Annotated in this window: 22 protein-coding genes; 13 read left to right on the plus strand and 9 right to left on the minus strand. The window is 57.7% G+C overall.

The annotated features are described in order from the left end of the window. Positions 1–180 precede the first annotated feature (180 nt). Positions 181–513 (minus strand): hypothetical protein, encoded by a 333-nt coding sequence (locus O3303_RS05120; protein ID WP_269560991.1) that lies wholly within the window; start codon positions 511–513, stop codon positions 181–183. Positions 514–762: 249 nt separating this feature from the next. Between O3303_RS05120 and umuD the strand changes: the two genes are divergently transcribed. Both umuD and O3303_RS05130 read left to right on the plus strand, forming a co-directional pair. Then, a complete protein-coding gene (gene umuD, locus O3303_RS05125) occupies positions 763–1,230 on the plus strand; it encodes a translesion error-prone DNA polymerase V autoproteolytic subunit (protein ID WP_269560992.1) in 468 nt (155 codons plus the stop codon). Positions 1,231–1,247: 17 nt separating this feature from the next. Next, a complete protein-coding gene (locus O3303_RS05130) occupies positions 1,248–2,546 on the plus strand; it encodes a Y-family DNA polymerase (protein WP_269560993.1) in 1,299 nt (432 codons plus the stop codon). A 185-nt stretch (positions 2,547–2,731) separates the two neighbouring features. On the opposite strand, the gene O3303_RS05135 is transcribed toward O3303_RS05130, so the two are convergent. The 6 genes from O3303_RS05135 to O3303_RS05160 form a co-directional block, all read right to left on the minus strand. Continuing rightward, a complete protein-coding gene (locus O3303_RS05135) occupies positions 2,732–5,272 on the minus strand; it encodes a DEAD/DEAH box helicase (RefSeq protein WP_269560994.1) in 2,541 nt (846 codons plus the stop codon). Positions 5,273–5,646: 374 nt separating this feature from the next. Next, complete coding sequence (locus tag O3303_RS05140) at positions 5,647–7,083, minus strand: hypothetical protein (protein ID WP_269560995.1); 1,437 nt, start codon at positions 7,081–7,083, stop codon at positions 5,647–5,649. 2 nt (positions 7,084–7,085) lie between these two features. After that, positions 7,086–7,538 carry a hypothetical protein gene (locus tag O3303_RS05145; protein WP_269560996.1) on the minus strand — a complete coding sequence of 151 codons (453 nt, stop codon included), beginning with the start codon at positions 7,536–7,538 and terminating at the stop codon, positions 7,086–7,088. Positions 7,539–7,584: 46 nt separating this feature from the next. After that, the gene (locus tag O3303_RS05150) at positions 7,585–8,025 is read right to left on the minus strand and encodes a hypothetical protein (RefSeq protein ID WP_269560997.1); all 441 of its coding nucleotides are present in this window, start codon (positions 8,023–8,025) and stop codon (positions 7,585–7,587) included. Positions 8,026–8,039: 14 nt separating this feature from the next. Beyond that, the gene (locus O3303_RS05155; RefSeq protein WP_269560998.1) at positions 8,040–8,420 is read right to left on the minus strand and encodes a hypothetical protein; all 381 of its coding nucleotides are present in this window, start codon (positions 8,418–8,420) and stop codon (positions 8,040–8,042) included. 387 nt (positions 8,421–8,807) lie between these two features. Next, a complete protein-coding gene (locus O3303_RS05160; RefSeq protein ID WP_269560999.1) occupies positions 8,808–9,170 on the minus strand; it encodes a hypothetical protein in 363 nt (120 codons plus the stop codon). Between the two features lie 89 nt (positions 9,171–9,259). Here O3303_RS05160 and O3303_RS05165 point away from each other — a divergent pair, with 89 nt between their 5' ends. From O3303_RS05165 to O3303_RS05175, 3 genes are read left to right on the plus strand one after another with little or no spacing between them, the layout of a single operon-like run. Then, on the plus strand, positions 9,260–9,472 hold the full coding sequence (locus tag O3303_RS05165; RefSeq protein WP_269561000.1) for a hypothetical protein: 213 nt from the start codon (positions 9,260–9,262) through the stop codon (positions 9,470–9,472). 44 nt (positions 9,473–9,516) lie between these two features. Then, on the plus strand, positions 9,517–9,828 hold the full coding sequence (locus tag O3303_RS05170; protein WP_269561001.1) for a hypothetical protein: 312 nt from the start codon (positions 9,517–9,519) through the stop codon (positions 9,826–9,828). Further along, positions 9,825–10,136 (plus strand): hypothetical protein, encoded by a 312-nt coding sequence (locus O3303_RS05175; protein ID WP_269561002.1) that lies wholly within the window; start codon positions 9,825–9,827, stop codon positions 10,134–10,136. The genes O3303_RS05170 and O3303_RS05175 overlap by 4 nt, the downstream gene beginning before the upstream one ends. 59 nt (positions 10,137–10,195) lie before the next feature. On the opposite strand, the gene O3303_RS05180 is transcribed toward O3303_RS05175, so the two are convergent. Both O3303_RS05180 and O3303_RS05185 read right to left on the minus strand, forming a co-directional pair. Further along, complete coding sequence (locus tag O3303_RS05180; protein WP_269561003.1) at positions 10,196–10,555, minus strand: hypothetical protein; 360 nt, start codon at positions 10,553–10,555, stop codon at positions 10,196–10,198. A 78-nt stretch (positions 10,556–10,633) separates the two neighbouring features. Further along, positions 10,634–10,972, minus strand: a complete 339-nt coding sequence (locus O3303_RS05185) for a hypothetical protein (RefSeq protein WP_269561004.1) — start codon at positions 10,970–10,972, stop codon at positions 10,634–10,636. A 170-nt stretch (positions 10,973–11,142) separates the two neighbouring features. On the opposite strand from O3303_RS05185, the gene O3303_RS05190 reads away from it, so the two are divergent. From O3303_RS05190 to O3303_RS05225, 8 genes are all read left to right on the plus strand, one after another. Next, positions 11,143–11,352 carry a hypothetical protein gene (locus tag O3303_RS05190; protein ID WP_269561005.1) on the plus strand — a complete coding sequence of 70 codons (210 nt, stop codon included), beginning with the start codon at positions 11,143–11,145 and terminating at the stop codon, positions 11,350–11,352. Positions 11,353–11,370: 18 nt separating this feature from the next. Next, positions 11,371–11,721 (plus strand): hypothetical protein, encoded by a 351-nt coding sequence (locus tag O3303_RS05195; RefSeq protein WP_269561006.1) that lies wholly within the window; start codon positions 11,371–11,373, stop codon positions 11,719–11,721. 11 nt (positions 11,722–11,732) lie between these two features. After that, complete coding sequence (locus tag O3303_RS05200; RefSeq protein WP_269561007.1) at positions 11,733–12,092, plus strand: hypothetical protein; 360 nt, start codon at positions 11,733–11,735, stop codon at positions 12,090–12,092. Beyond that, complete coding sequence (locus O3303_RS05205) at positions 12,089–12,352, plus strand: hypothetical protein (RefSeq protein WP_269561008.1); 264 nt, start codon at positions 12,089–12,091, stop codon at positions 12,350–12,352. Before O3303_RS05200 ends, O3303_RS05205 begins: the two co-directional genes overlap by 4 nt. A gap of 207 nt (positions 12,353–12,559) precedes the next feature. Further along, positions 12,560–13,924, plus strand: coding sequence for a helix-turn-helix domain-containing protein (locus O3303_RS05210; protein ID WP_269561009.1), 1,365 nt, complete (start codon positions 12,560–12,562; stop codon positions 13,922–13,924). 51 nt (positions 13,925–13,975) lie between these two features. Next, positions 13,976–14,296 carry a hypothetical protein gene (locus O3303_RS05215; protein WP_269561010.1) on the plus strand — a complete coding sequence of 107 codons (321 nt, stop codon included), beginning with the start codon at positions 13,976–13,978 and terminating at the stop codon, positions 14,294–14,296. Between the two features lie 20 nt (positions 14,297–14,316). Then, on the plus strand, positions 14,317–14,718 hold the full coding sequence (locus tag O3303_RS05220; RefSeq protein WP_269561011.1) for a hypothetical protein: 402 nt from the start codon (positions 14,317–14,319) through the stop codon (positions 14,716–14,718). Positions 14,719–14,961: 243 nt separating this feature from the next. Further along, complete coding sequence (locus tag O3303_RS05225) at positions 14,962–15,576, plus strand: hypothetical protein (RefSeq protein WP_269561012.1); 615 nt, start codon at positions 14,962–14,964, stop codon at positions 15,574–15,576. Position 15,577: the final 1 nt, after the last annotated feature.

Here is a 15,577-nt window from a genome sequence, read left to right on the forward strand (position 1 = left end):
AAAGCCCATTTGCAGAGCATATAGGCGGTTTTTGCGGCTGCGGTGATGCAGGTTTTAGGCACGTTTGTGATAAAACTGTGACGTTCTCACAGCCCATCTGGCGGGCTGTCAGGGGCAATGCTACCACTTGTTTTGGCAATTCACTCAAACACGATGCCCCGCCGGAGCCCGGCGTCCCCGCTACCGGCGCGGGCGCCTGAGCAGGAAGCGTTGGGCCTCGCCCCAGGAGGGCGTGATTTCCCAGCCCTGGGCGGCGAGGAAGTTGAGCACGGCGGCCTGATCGACAAATATCTTGTCCCGGCCGTCCTCTTCGTAGTTTTTGAGCTTGGGGTTGGGCGTCACGCCATCGATGAGGATGAGCTTGTAGCTACCGTTATTCAGCGAGGGGTTGATGTAGGCGACGCCATAGTGGGCGGAGGCAGGGGAGGCGGCCGGCGTTTCGCTTGGCGTCTGGGCCAGGGCGGCGGAGAGCGGAGCGGTGAGCAGCAGCAGGGCGAGAAAGTGACGACGCATAGAAGAAGAAGGGAGTAGTGGATAAGGTGAACGATGCACTATCGCGCAAATACTGCTCCAGATTGCGGGAATATGGGTATAACGGCCCGGCAAGAATAGAAAAGGAAACCGGCACCCTCGCAACCAGCGCCGGCGCTGGCCCTACGAAAGGCAAGTCGCCGACGGCGAAGTAACTAATTATTTTAGTAAAAAAATAGCTAATACTTTTAGTCGGGCGTATACTTGCACCAAACCATTCCTTTTATTGCGATGTGTCAGGTAGTTGTAATTCCGGTGTTGCGCAAGCCCGCGTGGTTTCGCTTTTATGATATTCGGGTGCCGGCGGGCTTTCCTTCGCCGGCCGAGGACCACCAGAGCATGAAGCTGGACCTGAACCGGCTGCTGCTGCCGCACCCCGACGCCTCGTACCTGGTGCGGGTGATGGGCGACTCGATGACCGGCGGCGAGTCGGGCATCCGCGACGGGGCGCTGCTGGCCGTGGACTGTTTGCTGCAGGCCCAGCCCGACGACGTGGTGATTGCCTCGGTGGCGGGCGAGTTTACGGTCAAGCGGCTGGTGAAGCGGCGCAACGACGCCTGGTTTCTGGTGCCCGATAACCCGTCGTACCCGGAAATTGCCATCAACGCGCCTGATATCTTCGACGTGTGGGGCGTGGTGACGCACGTGGTGACCGAGACCCGGCGCGGGCGGCTGAGCAGCCATTTGCGGGTGAGCTAAACCAACCGGAGCTGAGCATGTACGCCCTCGTCGACTGCAACAACTTTTACGTGAGCTGCGAGCGGGCCTTCCAGCCGCGGCTGCTGGGCCGGCCCGTGGTTGTGCTTTCCAACAACGACGGCTGCGTGATTTCCCGCTCCCAGGAAGCCAAAGACCTGAGCATCGGCATGGGCGAGCCCTACTTCAAGCTCCGGGACCTGGTGCGCCGCCACCAGGTGCAGGTGCTCTCGAGCAACTACGCCCTCTACGGCGACATGAGCGGGCGGGTGATGCACTACCTGGCCTCGGTGGCCCCGGAAGTGGAGGTGTACTCCATCGACGAGTGCTTTCTGGATCTGCACGGCCTGGAGCGCTACCACGGCCCGCTGGCGGTGCTCGCGGCCGGCTGGCGCGAGCAGGTGCGCCGGCGCACGCACATTCCCGTCTGCATCGGCATCGGGCCCACCAAGACGCTGGCCAAGCTGGCCAACCGCCTGGCCAAGAAGCTGCCGGCGCTGCAGGGCGTGCTGCACCTAGATACCGACGAGCGCCGGCGCTGGGCGCTCGAGCAGGTGGGGGTGGAGGACGTGTGGGGCATCGGGGGCCAGTACGCGCAGAAGCTCTACGCCCAGGGCATCTGCACGGCCGCGCAGCTGGCTGGCCAGAGCGAGGCCTGGGCGCGCCGAAACCTGGGCGGGGTGGTGGGCGCGCGGCTGGTGCGCGAGCTGCAGGGCGAGCCGTGCCAGCAACTGGCGCTGAGCGAGGACGGCAGCCGGCGCCGCCAGAGTCTGGCCTGCACGCGCACGTTTGCCGAGCCGCTGAGCGACTTTGCCACCGTGGCGGCGGCCGTGGCCTACTTTGCCAGCAAGGCGGCCGTGAAGCTGCGCCGGCAGCACTCGGCAGCGAGCGTGCTCACGGTGTTTATCAGCAAAAGCCGCTACGGGACCGAGCCGCCCCCGCACACGCGCACGGCGGTGCTCACGCTGCCCGCGGCCACCAGCGACACGAGCGAGCTGCTGCGCCACGCCAAAGCGGCCCTGCGGCGGCTGTGGGAGCCGGGCGGCGTGTACCGCAAGGCGGGCGTGGTGCTCGACGGGCTGGAGACGGCCGGCCAGCAGCAACTGCTGCTGTTTGAACCCAACGAGCAGGCCGAGCGCCGGGCCCGGCTCATGGCCGAGCTGGACAAGCTCAACGAGCGGTTCGGGGCGGGCAAGGTGGGCTTTGCGGCGGCGCTGCCGGCGAAAGGGGAGTACGTGCTGCCCTGGGTGGGGCAGCACCAGTTCCAGAGCCCGGCCTATACCACCGTGTGGGAGGATCTGCTGTGTATTAGGGCCTAAACTTTTCGCATGAAACTGATAATCCTAATTCAATAGGTGTATTTTAATATATCATTAGCCGTTATAAAAACGAGTCGATACATAATGATCTATTATAATATTAACATTAAAATAATTTAAAACATAAGCGGTTTAAGCTTGATACAACTAACATGAGAGATTTTCGGGTTATGTCAAGCTTAATGTTACTTAGGACTTTTCAAACTGCTTTTTGTTATTGGATTAGCTGTATAGTTGTTTTTAAAAACGTCTTTTGTAAGAGAATGGCTACTTAATGCCTCACGAACAATATCTGAAGTAAGGCTCTTTAGTGTGTGTAACTTAAATTCCTTAAGATAATCACGAACGTTCTTCTTAAGCTTTCTTAGCAGAGTCTGATCCATTAATCGAACATCCAATTCTAGAATAGCATTATTTGCTAATTCGGTAGCAGGTGTTATAATAATTGGGAGCAGTAAAGCATCATGATACATTTTTTTAAACCAAAGTTTGTGCTGTCCTGTTTGACCGGCTTCACGCTTAGATATTTCTGTTCTTGAAGACTTTACACCATTTTTGCATTCAAAAAATATATACTCCCCTTGAGCTACATTCCATAAATTATCGGGTCCAATCTTCCATTGTTTATCTGGTTGGTCACTGCTAAAGCCAAGCAATGTTCCTAAATCTTTCAAACCTGTTTCAAATTTGTCAGTATCTTTTCCAAATTCAAGAGCGTTTAAAATTGCGTCTACAGCAATTCTGCAATCATCATATGAAGCAAAAGTCATTAGCCAATCTTTAGCATTTTCAATTTGTGTTTGATTGAATTCAAGTTTTTTAAAGTAAGTGCTATCTTTAGGTTTTAGCAGTGCTTGGTTACTCTTGTAAGCACTGGTCTGATAGATATTAGAATCTCCCCTTTGTTCCGCATATGCGTAACGAGCCATTTCTTGCATATACCACCCGACTTCCTCAGGATCAGATCTGAGAATATGACTATTTATGAGATCCTTAATTAATTTTTGTGCTTTGGGAGAATCACCTTGTTTATACGCTTCAGCTGCCTTTCGCTCCAATTCTAGAATATGGAATAAAGGTGAGTCTGGTATACCTATGGTAAGTGTATCCATTTCCTCATGATAGTAATCTTTCCATCCTTCGTCCCGGCCAAGGCATTGTTTTATGACTCCATTAAGCTGAACAATAGGATCACCGGAAGTTGCCTCTTCAGAAACCATTGCGTTGACGGCGATACCTATTTCAATCTGCTTGCGGGTTTGAGCTGAAAAATTCTCCCTGAATCGTGGGGTACGCATCATATTTATTAAGTCAGGACCAGTAATAATGATGACACAGTAGTCCTTCTCTCCTCGTACCCCACGTCCTAGCCCTTGCTCAATTTTCTGAGCTACGCGAGTATCAATTGTTGTGCTTGTTGGCCTGCAATATTCCTGATACGTGTCACCAAGGCTTTGTGCAAAAGGTAAAGAATCAAGTATTAGGATTCGGCAAGCATCATCTGGTAAGTCAATACCATCATACCGGTTTACCAAGACACGAGTCTGTACATAGTCTCCAGCTCTAAGTTTATCTGTCTCGACTTCCACTTCCTGTACAACCAAGGCTCCTTTTTCTTGCCAATGGCTGGCTGAGCGGTGGCTATGAACTAGACTTACAATACCGTATTTGCGTCCCGCAGATGCAGGTGCATACATATTGATTATACTGCCTCTGTGTAATATGTCAGAAATTTGATACGGGTCAAGGATCATTTTCTCCCCAGACCATTTTTCTCCCGCAAACATTAAGGGGTTCTGTACAACCTCACGAGGTACTCCTAAACTTTTTATAAAGAATGCATCATTGTTAGTTGTGGCAGACATAAATATTCGCATTCCTGCCTTATGGAATGATCCGAATTGTTCAATAGTGTTGTGATAAGGTGAAATCTCTATACTAGTGCCTGAAATATAGCACTGGCAATCTTTAAGGTCATTTATTAACAACTGCCAAGCAAATCCAATGCTATTTATTGCAGTATTATCTCTAAGTATTTTATCAACTAACTCTTGTTTTTCCTGCCAAGCCCAGTATGGGATTAACATAACTGTCCTTGAGTCTCCTTCACGTACATTATTAAACCGAGATTGGCCTTGCTCCTTTAATTCATCCTCAAACAGGGCAATAAAAGTCTCATAAATAGATTCGCTTTCTCTTTTGCTTATTTTTATAGTGAAGGTTTCTTGTATTTTATCAATGCAAGCATGAGAATCGTCTAGCACAATAGTGCCTATGGGCATTGATCTTGTGCCAAGTTTAAATTTGGTTCTTCCATTAAACATATGTTTAACAGTAGTTATCAATATACGTTTGCCTTCTAGAAATTCGCTGGGAAATACGCCGCTAGTATCTAGAATCGAATATTTTATCCCAAATTTTTTAGCTTGCTCTTGTGTTTGACGAGATAGGTAAGGATCAGGGCATAAATATATAGCAGGACCTTTGCCAGCATTGATTTGAGATTGGAGCATAAGTAGTCCAACCAATGTTTTGCCTTGACCGGTATGCAGCTTTACAATAATATCCCTTTGCTCCCGATATTTGTCAAACCAATCTTGTAAAATGGATTCTTGAGCTGGGCGAAGACCGGTGACCCCAACCATTGTATCCAAGGAATCATAGATTTCAATCGGATTTGTTTTTTTTTCGCCACTTGCAGCGGTTCTTTTGCGAAAGTCAACCATTGGAAATTAATTAAAAAATTAACGATGCGATGTGTATTGCTACTGCTGTTCATTAGAGCAGCTTATTGTTTGTGAGATACTAAATCCTCCAACCGCACATAGCTGGTATAATCTGCCAAGCACTATGAGTTGGTGAACGTGCACAACTGGAGCGCCGAGTAATCCTTCTGCTTCAGATATCTTACAAAAGACGCTGCCTTCCATGTGGTAGAGCGCCACCATATCCTCTTCTTTCTAGCGCTAGTCGAAGAACTGCCCCTGTATTCACATGGTCGGCAGTTGCTACTAGAAGTCCAAGGTGCGGAAAGCGTAGTGGGGCGTAGTCATACTTAGCCGAAAGTGTCTGCTTACATGAATGAAGCTTGCAACGATGCTCAGAGCAACTCCCTAAAGAGTTGTAGTTTTCGTCCAATCTTTTCGCCTATTGGTTGATTGGGCTCTTCATCGTATTGCTGTAGCATTGAGAGTAAGCGCCGCAACTCCCTTTCAACTCCCTCCAGCGCGGCACGTGCATTAACTCCTAACGTGTCAATGCCTAACGGTTCGTAAATAGCCTGGAAGTATTCTCCCGTACGGGACAATGTTACTTCAATAGGCTCACGAAGGACTATAGTTGTGCCGTTTGCATCAACAAACTCAGTTACTGTTGTCGCTGACTCATCACCAGTCGTAACAGATACAACTGCCCGGCGTAATTCCGACAAAGTCAATGTGCGCGGGTCGCGACCCTCTTGCAGTTCAAACAGGACATTGGTCAATACCGTGTTTAACTGTTCTTCGGAATCGTTTTGAGGCTTCGCTGGGACAACCTTACGGGCATTCTGTCTAGATACCTGTTTGAGGATTTTGTATTTATCGGTTACTCCAATCCGCGTCTGCACATTGTAGTTCTGACTGTTAGCTATTTGAACCAGTGGCAGAAATATTCCTCGTAGCTGCTCCTCTGTTGCATTCGCAAGGCTTTCCGGCAAAGGGTTGTTGGCACTGAAATCGAAGTCAAAAACGTCTCGTTTGTACTCGCGTAGTGCTTGGCGTTGCCAAAGAATGATGTCGTAGTCTAGGCCAGCGAGGTGAAGGACGTCTACTGCTAAATCAATTTCAAAACTACCGTGGTTTGCAAAGACGGCTCGAGGGTCGCCACTGGCGTTTAGTAATAGGCTAAGTGCCTTCTGTTCATCGCCGGCTATGAATTTTTCTCGGAACAGATCTAGAAAGCGTGCTTCCAAGAAGCTTCTGAAGGAGCGGGTGACACGCTGCAGGAAGCTACCTATATCAGCAGCGGCCAAGGTCGTGCCGTAAGAAGCATCAACAGGTTCAAGACGGAAGCGTACAGCTTTGGCGCGAAGCTCTTCTAGATAGAGAGCATGACCAACCTGCGTATTTGCTTCTGCAAATAGGGCTTGGTAATGAGCAGGCATTTCTGCTGTGGGAGCAGCTTCGTAGTAAGAATCCGGTTCGGGTACGTAGTCTGCGTGTAATTGCCGTTCGTCAACTAGTAGCCCTAGTACTGCTTGACCTTCGCTGTTAGTGTCTACCACCAGCAACTTAGTATTGTACGGTTGCTTGATGATGTCGTGCAACGAACGATCATCAGATAAATAGTCGAATAGGTGCGGCATACTCACCTCCAGCACTAGCCAGCGGTTAGACGTTTCATCGTTATCTACCCAATGGAATAAATAATGCTTATTGAGCTGCTTGTGAACGTAATGGGACAGCAATGGCCCGTCGTAAAATAGCAGGTCGTCGAACTTAGTGAGTTCTGCGGTTAAGCCCTCAGCAGCAAACGGTAAGCCGGGTTGGTGTAGCATGGCTATCGGGGCAAAGCCTTTATGACTCGGGCGCCAAGGTTGGCGGTAAGTTCCTCGTGTATATTAAAATGATAGTGGTCGTCTGTAGTAGAACAAAGACCATCAGCAGGGCTGATGTTCAATTCAGCGATGTGCGTGGCAAAGGTGAAGGCTCGTTTGTAGCGATTAGCTAAACTCCTAGCAGCGTCCGGATTTTCGTGTAATGAAATACCCCACGCGTTCAAATTGTCTTCATCTGCCTCACGTTGACTTTTATAAGGATTATCGCAAGGTATAGCTAGAGCACGTGCCGGAACACCAGGCATGAGCGGACGCGGGATAAAGTTGCTAGGATCCGCCGCAGGGTTACTGGCAATACGATACGCAAGTTGCATACGTGGCTGGGCGACCTGACATACGCAGTCTATGCTCGTCAAGTGCAACGCGTTTATTTGTGCTTGGTATTTAAAGAGCATGATACAAGCTGGAGATATGCGGCACATAGTTGGTTGAAAGGTATAGTTAGCTCAGCTGGTTATGCCCGCCCTCGGCAACCCCAGCGCTACTGCGGCGCATGAGCGTATCCCGGAACAGAAAGAACCCGATGCTCAGCAGTAGAGCTAGGCCAAACAAGTTGCGGCTTGCAACCCAGAGGCTTTGGTGCATTATGGCCGAAGCGGATTTGCCGAAGTAATAGAGGGTATAGGCCAAGAGTAGCCCGTAGAGCACCTTAGCCCATGTTTTGCCGGCGCGTATGCCGAAGCCGAACCCAATGAGCAAGGCGAGTTCTGCCAGGCAGACAAGCACAATGCCCGCGATAAATCCATTACCAAAGTCTTGGTGCTTGGCTGGCCCAAGCGGCTGGGGTAGCATCAGGTAGAGTGCGGGCAGCGCATAAATAGCTAGTACTACAAAATAGAGCGTAGCGGCTATATGATAGTTGTTGCGTAGGGATAGGGGCATAGAAGGGTTTTAGGTTACTTATTCAACTGCAACTCCAGCAACTGGATGATGCGCTCCTTGTCCTGCACTTGGCTGCGCAGTAGTTCATTCTCTTTCCGAAGCGCTTCCTTCTCAAAGTCAGCAACATCATCTGGCCGCTTCACATCCACCAACTGCACCTCACCGGCCCCAGTAAGGAACATCTCACCCTTGCCGAGCAAGAGCCAAGCTGGGTTAAGATTATCAATTGACCGTACCAGAGTGGCTATATACTCAGCGTTAGGTATGGAGCCTCTATCTATGTAGTTCCTAGTAGTTCCTTCATTAACACCGTACCTGATGCTGAAGCTTCTAGGATTCATTCTTAGGCTCTCGATCAAAAATTTAATACGCTGACTTACAGTTTCTTCTGACATTTTTATGACCAAATGGTTGTTATTAATATCATCTGGTTGCCTTTTATGACCAATTGAACGTATGTTTGTACGGGTTCACCGCCGCTGCCAAGTACGGCCGCCTCGGCTGAAATCTGCCAAACACGATGGAAGACACCGCCCCGTACTGCCTGCCTGAGAACCTGTTGCACCTAAGCGAGCCGATTGCTGCGCTGCTGCGGGAGCGAGGCTACGCCTGCACCCAGGTATTCGACCCCACCGGGGCCGTGTCGGTGCTCGGCACCCGCGTCGGCCCCGAGGGGCAGCTCTGCGAGGCGCACTACCAGCTGGAGCCCGCCACCGGCGAGCACCTGCTGCGGCTGCGGGCCCGCCCACTGGGCGCCTTGCCCACGGCCGAGGCCTGCTTTCTTATTCAGACGCCCGGCCAATGCGCCGGCGTACTTGCTGCCTGGGAGCAGCTGCTGCCGGCGCTGGCGTCTCCGCTGGCTGTGGTGGCCGGGCCGGCTGCCAGAGCTGGTGCAGCATCGTCAGCCCTTCCAGTAGCAGCAGGCGCTCCTCTTCCCAGCTGCGGTGCGAGTGGGGTGAGGGAGCCAGCAGCTCCAGCAGCTCGTCGGCCCGGTACGGCACGTGCGGCTCCTGCGGCAGGTAGGTAAACAGAAACAGGCGCGCCTGCTCCAGCACGCTGCCGCTGCCCGCATCGCCAGTATCCGTGGCCTCGGCCAATGCCTGGCCAAGGGTACTCAGGTGGGAAGCAAGGGCGTCAGCAGTCATCGGCAAACACATACATACGAGTTTCAAATCTACTCTTTTTCCCCATTCTCATGACGGAAAAGCAGAAATACTACGCCCTGCTCTCCCTGGTGTGCGAGATCCTGCCGCATTATGCCGTGGACCGGGCCATTCGCGCCGGCTACGGGCAGCAGTACGCCTCGGCCGCCACGCGCCTGGGCCACGTCAAGCAGGGCAAGGTGGCCCACCTGCCCGATCTGGTCGCGCTGGTGGAGGCCGCCATGCCCGAGTACGCCATTCCGGTCCACCTGCGCCCGAGCGAGACGCCGCAGCTCCAGCCCTGATTTCTCCCAGTCCTGATTCTCTCACCTTTTACTTGGCTTTTGCTATGCCCTCGACTGCTATGCATCTGAACACCGACCCGCCGCAACCGGCCCGCCGCCCGTGCCTGCGCGATCTGGCCACGCTCACCACGACGCTGCTGCCCCCGGCCGTGGTCATGCTCATCCCGCTCGCGGAGCTGGAGCGCCGCTGCCACGAAATCAACGTCACCAACCCGCGCTACCGCGAGGAAACGCCGCTGGTGCTTTCCTACGAGTATCGCCGCCGCGACCAGCTCAGCGGCGCGCTGCGCCTGGCCGGCCCGCTGGCGGCCGACAATTCGCTGCTCACGGACGCACAACCGGCCTCCCGCGCATGAAAAAGGTCTTCGACACCCCCATTTCGCTCACCGACGCCCGCACCGGCAAGCGCGTGCGCGTGCAGGCACTGCCGGCCGGCTGCGCGTTGGTGCCCACGCCCGAGCCCATTCTGGGCTACACCTACCAGCGCGGCCACCTGACGGTGTACGTGCGCGGCACGATGCCCGCGGCCATGCGCACGGCCCAGCAGGAGGGAAGCCTCGCCGAGGAAACACTGCTGGTGCCCACGCTGCCGGCCGGCATCCGCGAAATCGACCTCACCGACTGCCGCCGCGAGTTTCAACTCTTACTGCCGCTGGCCGCCTGATGCAAACGCCACGCGCTGTTCTGCTCTATGGCCCGGGCCGATGCGCCCCGTGGCCGCCGCTACCGGTATTGCCGCCCGCAGTTGGGCTGGCGCCCCCGTGCCGGGGTCGGCAGCCCAACTGCGGGCGGCAATACCGGCAGGGGCTGGATTTCTTCCAGCACGTTCAGCGCCTGCCGGGCTTCGTTGAGCTGCAGCGCGCGGCTGCGGGCCGGAAACGTAGCGGGGGCCCGCAACAAGCTCTTCACGGCCTCGATGCGCGCCGCCACACCGGCCGCCAGCGCCTGCTGTGGCACCTGCTGCAGGTGCTGCAGCAGCTCGCGGCGAATGGTAAAAAGGAGCGTCGGGCCGAAGTCGCCGGAATCGGCGCTGGTTTCGAGTTCGGTGCGCAGTTGCTGGAGGCGAAGGTAGGTAGTGGTCATGGCGGGGGGATATGCCGGCCTCTACGCCCTGGCTCCACGCCCGGTTGCCATTTTAAGGCCGTTTTAAGGTCGTTTCCGCTATATACCCCGCCTAATTCTGGCCTTTGCCAGCCGCCTTCGGCCAGCCACTGCCCAGGCCTGCACTACCGGCGCCAGAGTCTGGCAGAGCAGCAGGGCCTCGCGGGCCAGCTGCTGGCGCACCGGCAGCGGGTGCTGCTCCAGGTCGTCGGCGTAGGCTTCCAGCAGCTGAAAATACTGCTGCACCTGCTGGGGCGTGGCCGATACCAGGCGGTAGGGGGCCACATGCTCCAGGGCGTCGCGCACGCTGCTTTCCAGCTCGAGCAGCCACCGCTCATTAAGAGCGGCGGCCCGCAGGCCGGCACGCAACATGCCGAGTCGAGGAAGAAGCTTAAGCATATGCATATAGGTGGGGGAGGGATAGAAAGCGCAGGCTTGAAGGTACGCACAAGCTCGACAGTACCAAATGGTGTCTGCCGTGCGCAGAGCCCACTTCATCGACGCATACCGGCACTTGCTGGTGTGTGCCCCTGCCGCGGGACAATAATAGGCTTTTTACCGGTAACGCCATGAGCAAGAGCTTACTACCCGTGGCCGCTCTGCCTGGCCCCCGCGACCTGGGCCCCTCCGTGGCCCGGCTGCTGCGCCAGCTCGGCTTTCTGGTCTGGGAGCAGCCCACGCCCACGCCCAGCCTCTCGCTGGTTTCCGGCACCTGGACCGGCCCGCCAGCGGCTGGCTGCCGCCCACGCCGCCGTCCTGCCGGCCGCGGCTTCTTCTGACGCTCAATTCCCCTCGCTATGATTTCCGACGAATCCCTTGCCTCCCCCTACACCCTGGCCCAGGCGTTGGCCGTCGTGTTCGGCACGCCGCCCTTCGGCACCGAGTACACCACCGAGCACGTGGGCAAGGTGCTGGGCAAGCTGCTGGGCCGGGCCGTGGCCGAGCCTGAGCTGCTGGCCGTGCTGCGCGCGGCCGCCTACGCCACGCCCAAGCCCGGCACCGGCAAGCACCTGCTCAAGTGGCGCTTCAGCCGCGCCGACCAGGTGCCCGGCGCCGCCCCGGCCCGCACCAGCAGCCGCCGGCCCCCGCGCAAGTACGCGCCGGGGAGCGAGCGGCCCATTTCCGCCAGTATGAAGCTCAAACGCTAAGTTTTTCCCGTATGCCTACGCCCATTCATCACCTCTACGCCGCGCTCAACTCGCCCGCGCGCGAGCTGGCCGAGCACCTGGCCGACAACCTGGCCCGGCCAGTCGTGCTACAGGACATCTCCGCGCTGCCCGCCCCCGACACCCAGCGCCCCACGCGCCAGCAGCTGCGCACCGAGCTGGGCGTGCTGCGCCATCAGCTCGACACGGTGCTCTACCTGCTGGGCGTGGGCCAGAGCCAGCCCCACCGCTACGCGCAGGAAATCGAGCTGCTCCGGGCCGACCGCATCCGCATTGAGGGGCTGGTAGCCGGCGTGGAGCAGCAACTGGCGGCTCCGCAGGCGCTGTCGCAGGAGGGAGGGCTGGTCGCATGAACCTGGCTTCCCTGAACCTGCCGCCGGCCCCCGACGCCGCCCGCCTGCGCCAGCTGCGCCGCGACCAGCGCTCCGTGGCCCGCGAGCTGGACGAGCTGGTGCTGGAGCAGCAGGCGCTGCCCCCGGCCACGCCCCGCGCCGAGCGCCAGCGCCTACTGCTGCGCGAGCAGCAGCTCAGTGAGCAGCTGCGCAACGTGTACCGGAGCCTGCACCAGCTCACGCGCGCCGCCCACCAGCCGCCCTTCGCGCTGGCCGGCTAACACCGCTTACATACTCCCCGTCGCCCCCTGGGGGCGGCCCGCAGGGGTCCGGCTTCGTCGCCGGCCGGGGAGCGGGGGTCAGCGCCATTTGCTGCCCGGCTGCCGGCCCTGGCCAGGAATACCCGCCTGCTAGGACCACCGGCGCCACCATTGCCCACGCTTGCTGCTTACCACTACCTGCTCACTCGCCTCTCTCTCCACCGTTCCATGACGCGTCCGACGCTTTTACCGCTCGATAGCATTCGCCTGTCCTGGCATAGCCTTGTCGAAAATCTGCGCCAGCAGCAGGCCCCGAAGCTGCACCAGCGCCGCGCGCACGCCGTGCTCGGCGTGGCGCGGCCCGCGGCCACCATCGCCACCCGCCCCAAGGCCGTGTGCGACGGGGGCAAGGAAACCGGGCTGCTGCTCATTCAGATGGTGCGCCGCATGGTCACCCGGCTGCTCAGCCAGGCCGTGCTGGGCGAAGCGCTGGTGGGCCCCGATGGCCGGTTCCGTCTGCCGCCGCTGGCCGTCAACGCCCGCCAGCTCATGGAGCGCCGCGGCCTGTCGGAAGTGACCATGCGCGCCCACCTGCGCCAGCTGCAGCGCGCGGGCCTGATCGTAGCCCGGAAGTTCCGCGGTACGCGCGCCAATTTCCACGTGTGGATAGACCCCGCTTTCGTGTGGGAAGTGCCGGTGGAAAGCCTCCCTGAGGCCGAGCAGGGCCATTCGACCGCCCCCCAGGCCGGCCCTTTTTCCGGCCCCAACCATAAGAATCTTTCGCTTACTGAGGTTCTTGAACCACTAGAATCTCAGCAAGAGAAAGTAGTGCAAGTGGATAAGTCGCTACTCGGACAAAAAACTGGAACCCCCTTACTGGAACCGGGGGGTCGCGCCGAGGGGCAGGGCGCCGACGCCGGCCAGGCGGCGAAAGGGCGGCACGGGGGGCGCGCGGCGGCCCGCACGGCTCGCCAAGCCCCCCTGGCCCCGGATGCCGCCCTGGCGGCCCGCAAGGCCCGGGCCGGGGCCTACGTCGCGCGGTTTTTCCAGTATGCCCGCACCATGCTCTTCGACCAGCTGCCGCCGTTTTCCGAGCTCGAGCAGCAGTGGGCCAAGCTGGCCATCTGGGAAGGGCAGTACCGGCCGGCCCTGGAGCAGGCCCCTGAGCAGCACTGGGACCGGATCCACGAGATGATGATGCACCGCGTGGATCTGGCCCGCGAGTATTTCCAGCGCCACCCCGAGGCCTATCCGGCCCTGCCCTGGGCCGAAATCCACAAGGGCCGCGGCTACTTCGACGCCGGCAACGTGAACGGCTTTGAGCGCACCCGCCTCTGGCTGGCTAAAAAGATCAACCGCAAGCAGGGCGGCCTCACGGCCCTGGATAAGGCCCTGAATGCGGCTGAGCGCGAGCTGCAGCAGCGCCGCGCCTTGGACCAGGGCCTGAAGGTGCAGGCCTCCGACCGGGCCAAGCGCCTCTCGCTCGAAACCCTGCACTGGACCCACCTGACGCTGGTGCGGCGCTTGGCCGGCGAGGAAGGCCTGTTCCGCCTGGCCGCCCGCCTCGAGCAGCTGGGGCTGGTGCGCGCCTAACCCCGATTTTCTCTCCCCTATCGCATTTTCTCCCCTTTTTTCCCAAGCCCCATGTTTGCCAACTCATCCAACCCTGCCACAATCCCCGCCGCCACGGCTGCCACCACTGCGGCTACGGCCGCCGGCTGGCCCGCCACGGCCCTGACCCGCGCCTGGGTGGTGTGGGAAAACGGGTTCAAGAAAACGTTTCACTCCTACGACACCAGCGGCCGCTACCAGGTCGACGATGCGCGCCGCTACGGCATCCGGGGCTTTCGCAGCCGCGTGCTCGAGAAAGCCTGGCCGTCGCCCATCAAGGAAATGATCGTCTACGACAACCAGACCGGCGCCCGGCTGGAAGTATGGGTGTCCAAAGGCGTGCGCCTGGTATGAGCGCGGGGATGAGTTCCGCTATGAGTTCCGGCCTGAACCTGCGCGCGCTCGACCAGAAGCTGCCGCTGCACCGCGACGAGGCCCGGGCCCTGTGCGACGCGCTGCGCCTCTACCACCAGCACCTGACCTGGCTCAGTGGCCACCGGCCGCTGTACCTGGCCGAGACGATGAGCATCCGGGTTACGCTGCGCGTGTACGAGCGCCTGGCAAAGCTGCTGGCAGGGGAGTGGCCCCGCACCCGCGAGCGGCACCTGAAGCCCCGCACGTGGCGCGTGGAGTTCGATGAGCTGCTGCAGCTCAACGCCCTGCTGGTGGCCGGCACCCTGCTGGCGGCTGAGAGCAGCTACGAGTCGGCCTTCAACTGTCTCTACGGCAAGCTCAACCAGAAGGCGCTGAACCTGACGGCCCACTTTCGGCTCTGAGCTGGAGTGTGAATCTTTGGTTGATAATAGGTTATATAGTTGAATATAAATCAAGTGTTTATCGACGATAGAAGCTTTGGTGTAGCGTTGGATATTGGCTATCTTGTTTGCCTGCGAACACTCCTTAAAATCCTTGCGGATGGCTATCCTTGCCTGCTGCTGCGGGCCAACCCCGGCGCGGGGGCTGCAGTCCTTTATCCACGCCCTGCCAGCCGATAGGTTTGCGCTATATCCGCCTGATAGATGCTGAAAACCCTCGATTTTCCCGTTAAGCCGCACGTGCGCAAATACCTGGACGTGCACCTGGGCGCCGGCCCCTACGTGCTCAGCAACACGGGCCAGTACGGCCGCATGCTGTTTCATTTGATGCGGCGCCAGATCAAGGGCAAGCTGCACCACGCTGGCACGCGCGAGGACTGCACCTGCGTGCTGCAGCTGGACCTGCGCAACTTCCCCGTGCACCAGTACGGGCTCACCGAGCTCACGGACTACACCATCTTCCAGTTCAACGACCACGTCGACGAGCTGCTCAAGGAAGAGCTCTACACCTGGGTGCGCAAGTGCGTCAACCGCCACACCACCTTCAAAGCCGTCATCACCGACTTCATGGCCGGCTACGACCTGCGCGAGGAGGACATCCAGTACGAGACCCTGCGCAAGGCCGTGCAGCGCAACGTGAACCTGCCGGCGCTGAAAAAGAAACGCGCAAAATCGGTAGTAAATCTGTCCCGGAAAACGGCTGATTTGTCCCAGAAAACGGCTGAATTGTCCCACGATTCAGTCGGTTTGTCCCGCTACGCCGAGGTACGGTCTCTGCGTCAGCAACTTATGCGCGAGTCGACAGGCTCGGCTTCGTAGC

This window comes from Hymenobacter canadensis (assembly GCF_027359925.1).
Taxonomy (GTDB): Bacteria; Bacteroidota; Bacteroidia; order Cytophagales; family Hymenobacteraceae; genus Hymenobacter; species Hymenobacter canadensis.

What these genes read in the sequence shown, in the direction of transcription:
- O3303_RS05120 (WP_269560991.1), bottom strand. Translation starts at nt 513, where the DNA reads ATGCGTCGTCACTTTCTCGCCCTGCTGCTGCTCACCGCTCCGCTCTCC.
- umuD (WP_269560992.1), top strand. Translation starts at nt 763, where the DNA reads ATGTGTCAGGTAGTTGTAATTCCGGTGTTGCGCAAGCCCGCGTGGTTT.
- O3303_RS05130 (WP_269560993.1), top strand. Translation starts at nt 1,248, where the DNA reads ATGTACGCCCTCGTCGACTGCAACAACTTTTACGTGAGCTGCGAGCGG.
- O3303_RS05135 (WP_269560994.1), bottom strand. Translation starts at nt 5,272, where the DNA reads ATGGTTGACTTTCGCAAAAGAACCGCTGCAAGTGGCGAAAAAAAAACA.
- O3303_RS05140 (WP_269560995.1), bottom strand. Translation starts at nt 7,083, where the DNA reads ATGCTACACCAACCCGGCTTACCGTTTGCTGCTGAGGGCTTAACCGCA.
- O3303_RS05145 (WP_269560996.1), bottom strand. Translation starts at nt 7,538, where the DNA reads ATGCTCTTTAAATACCAAGCACAAATAAACGCGTTGCACTTGACGAGC.
- O3303_RS05150 (WP_269560997.1), bottom strand. Translation starts at nt 8,025, where the DNA reads ATGCCCCTATCCCTACGCAACAACTATCATATAGCCGCTACGCTCTAT.
- O3303_RS05155 (WP_269560998.1), bottom strand. Translation starts at nt 8,420, where the DNA reads ATGTCAGAAGAAACTGTAAGTCAGCGTATTAAATTTTTGATCGAGAGC.
- O3303_RS05160 (WP_269560999.1), bottom strand. Translation starts at nt 9,170, where the DNA reads ATGACTGCTGACGCCCTTGCTTCCCACCTGAGTACCCTTGGCCAGGCA.
- O3303_RS05170 (WP_269561001.1), top strand. Translation starts at nt 9,517, where the DNA reads ATGCCCTCGACTGCTATGCATCTGAACACCGACCCGCCGCAACCGGCC.
- O3303_RS05175 (WP_269561002.1), top strand. Translation starts at nt 9,825, where the DNA reads ATGAAAAAGGTCTTCGACACCCCCATTTCGCTCACCGACGCCCGCACC.
- O3303_RS05180 (WP_269561003.1), bottom strand. Translation starts at nt 10,555, where the DNA reads ATGACCACTACCTACCTTCGCCTCCAGCAACTGCGCACCGAACTCGAA.
- O3303_RS05185 (WP_269561004.1), bottom strand. Translation starts at nt 10,972, where the DNA reads ATGCTTAAGCTTCTTCCTCGACTCGGCATGTTGCGTGCCGGCCTGCGG.
- O3303_RS05190 (WP_269561005.1), top strand. Translation starts at nt 11,143, where the DNA reads ATGAGCAAGAGCTTACTACCCGTGGCCGCTCTGCCTGGCCCCCGCGAC.
- O3303_RS05195 (WP_269561006.1), top strand. Translation starts at nt 11,371, where the DNA reads ATGATTTCCGACGAATCCCTTGCCTCCCCCTACACCCTGGCCCAGGCG.
- O3303_RS05200 (WP_269561007.1), top strand. Translation starts at nt 11,733, where the DNA reads ATGCCTACGCCCATTCATCACCTCTACGCCGCGCTCAACTCGCCCGCG.
- O3303_RS05205 (WP_269561008.1), top strand. Translation starts at nt 12,089, where the DNA reads ATGAACCTGGCTTCCCTGAACCTGCCGCCGGCCCCCGACGCCGCCCGC.
- O3303_RS05210 (WP_269561009.1), top strand. Translation starts at nt 12,560, where the DNA reads ATGACGCGTCCGACGCTTTTACCGCTCGATAGCATTCGCCTGTCCTGG.
- O3303_RS05215 (WP_269561010.1), top strand. Translation starts at nt 13,976, where the DNA reads ATGTTTGCCAACTCATCCAACCCTGCCACAATCCCCGCCGCCACGGCT.
- O3303_RS05220 (WP_269561011.1), top strand. Translation starts at nt 14,317, where the DNA reads ATGAGTTCCGGCCTGAACCTGCGCGCGCTCGACCAGAAGCTGCCGCTG.
- O3303_RS05225 (WP_269561012.1), top strand. Translation starts at nt 14,962, where the DNA reads ATGCTGAAAACCCTCGATTTTCCCGTTAAGCCGCACGTGCGCAAATAC.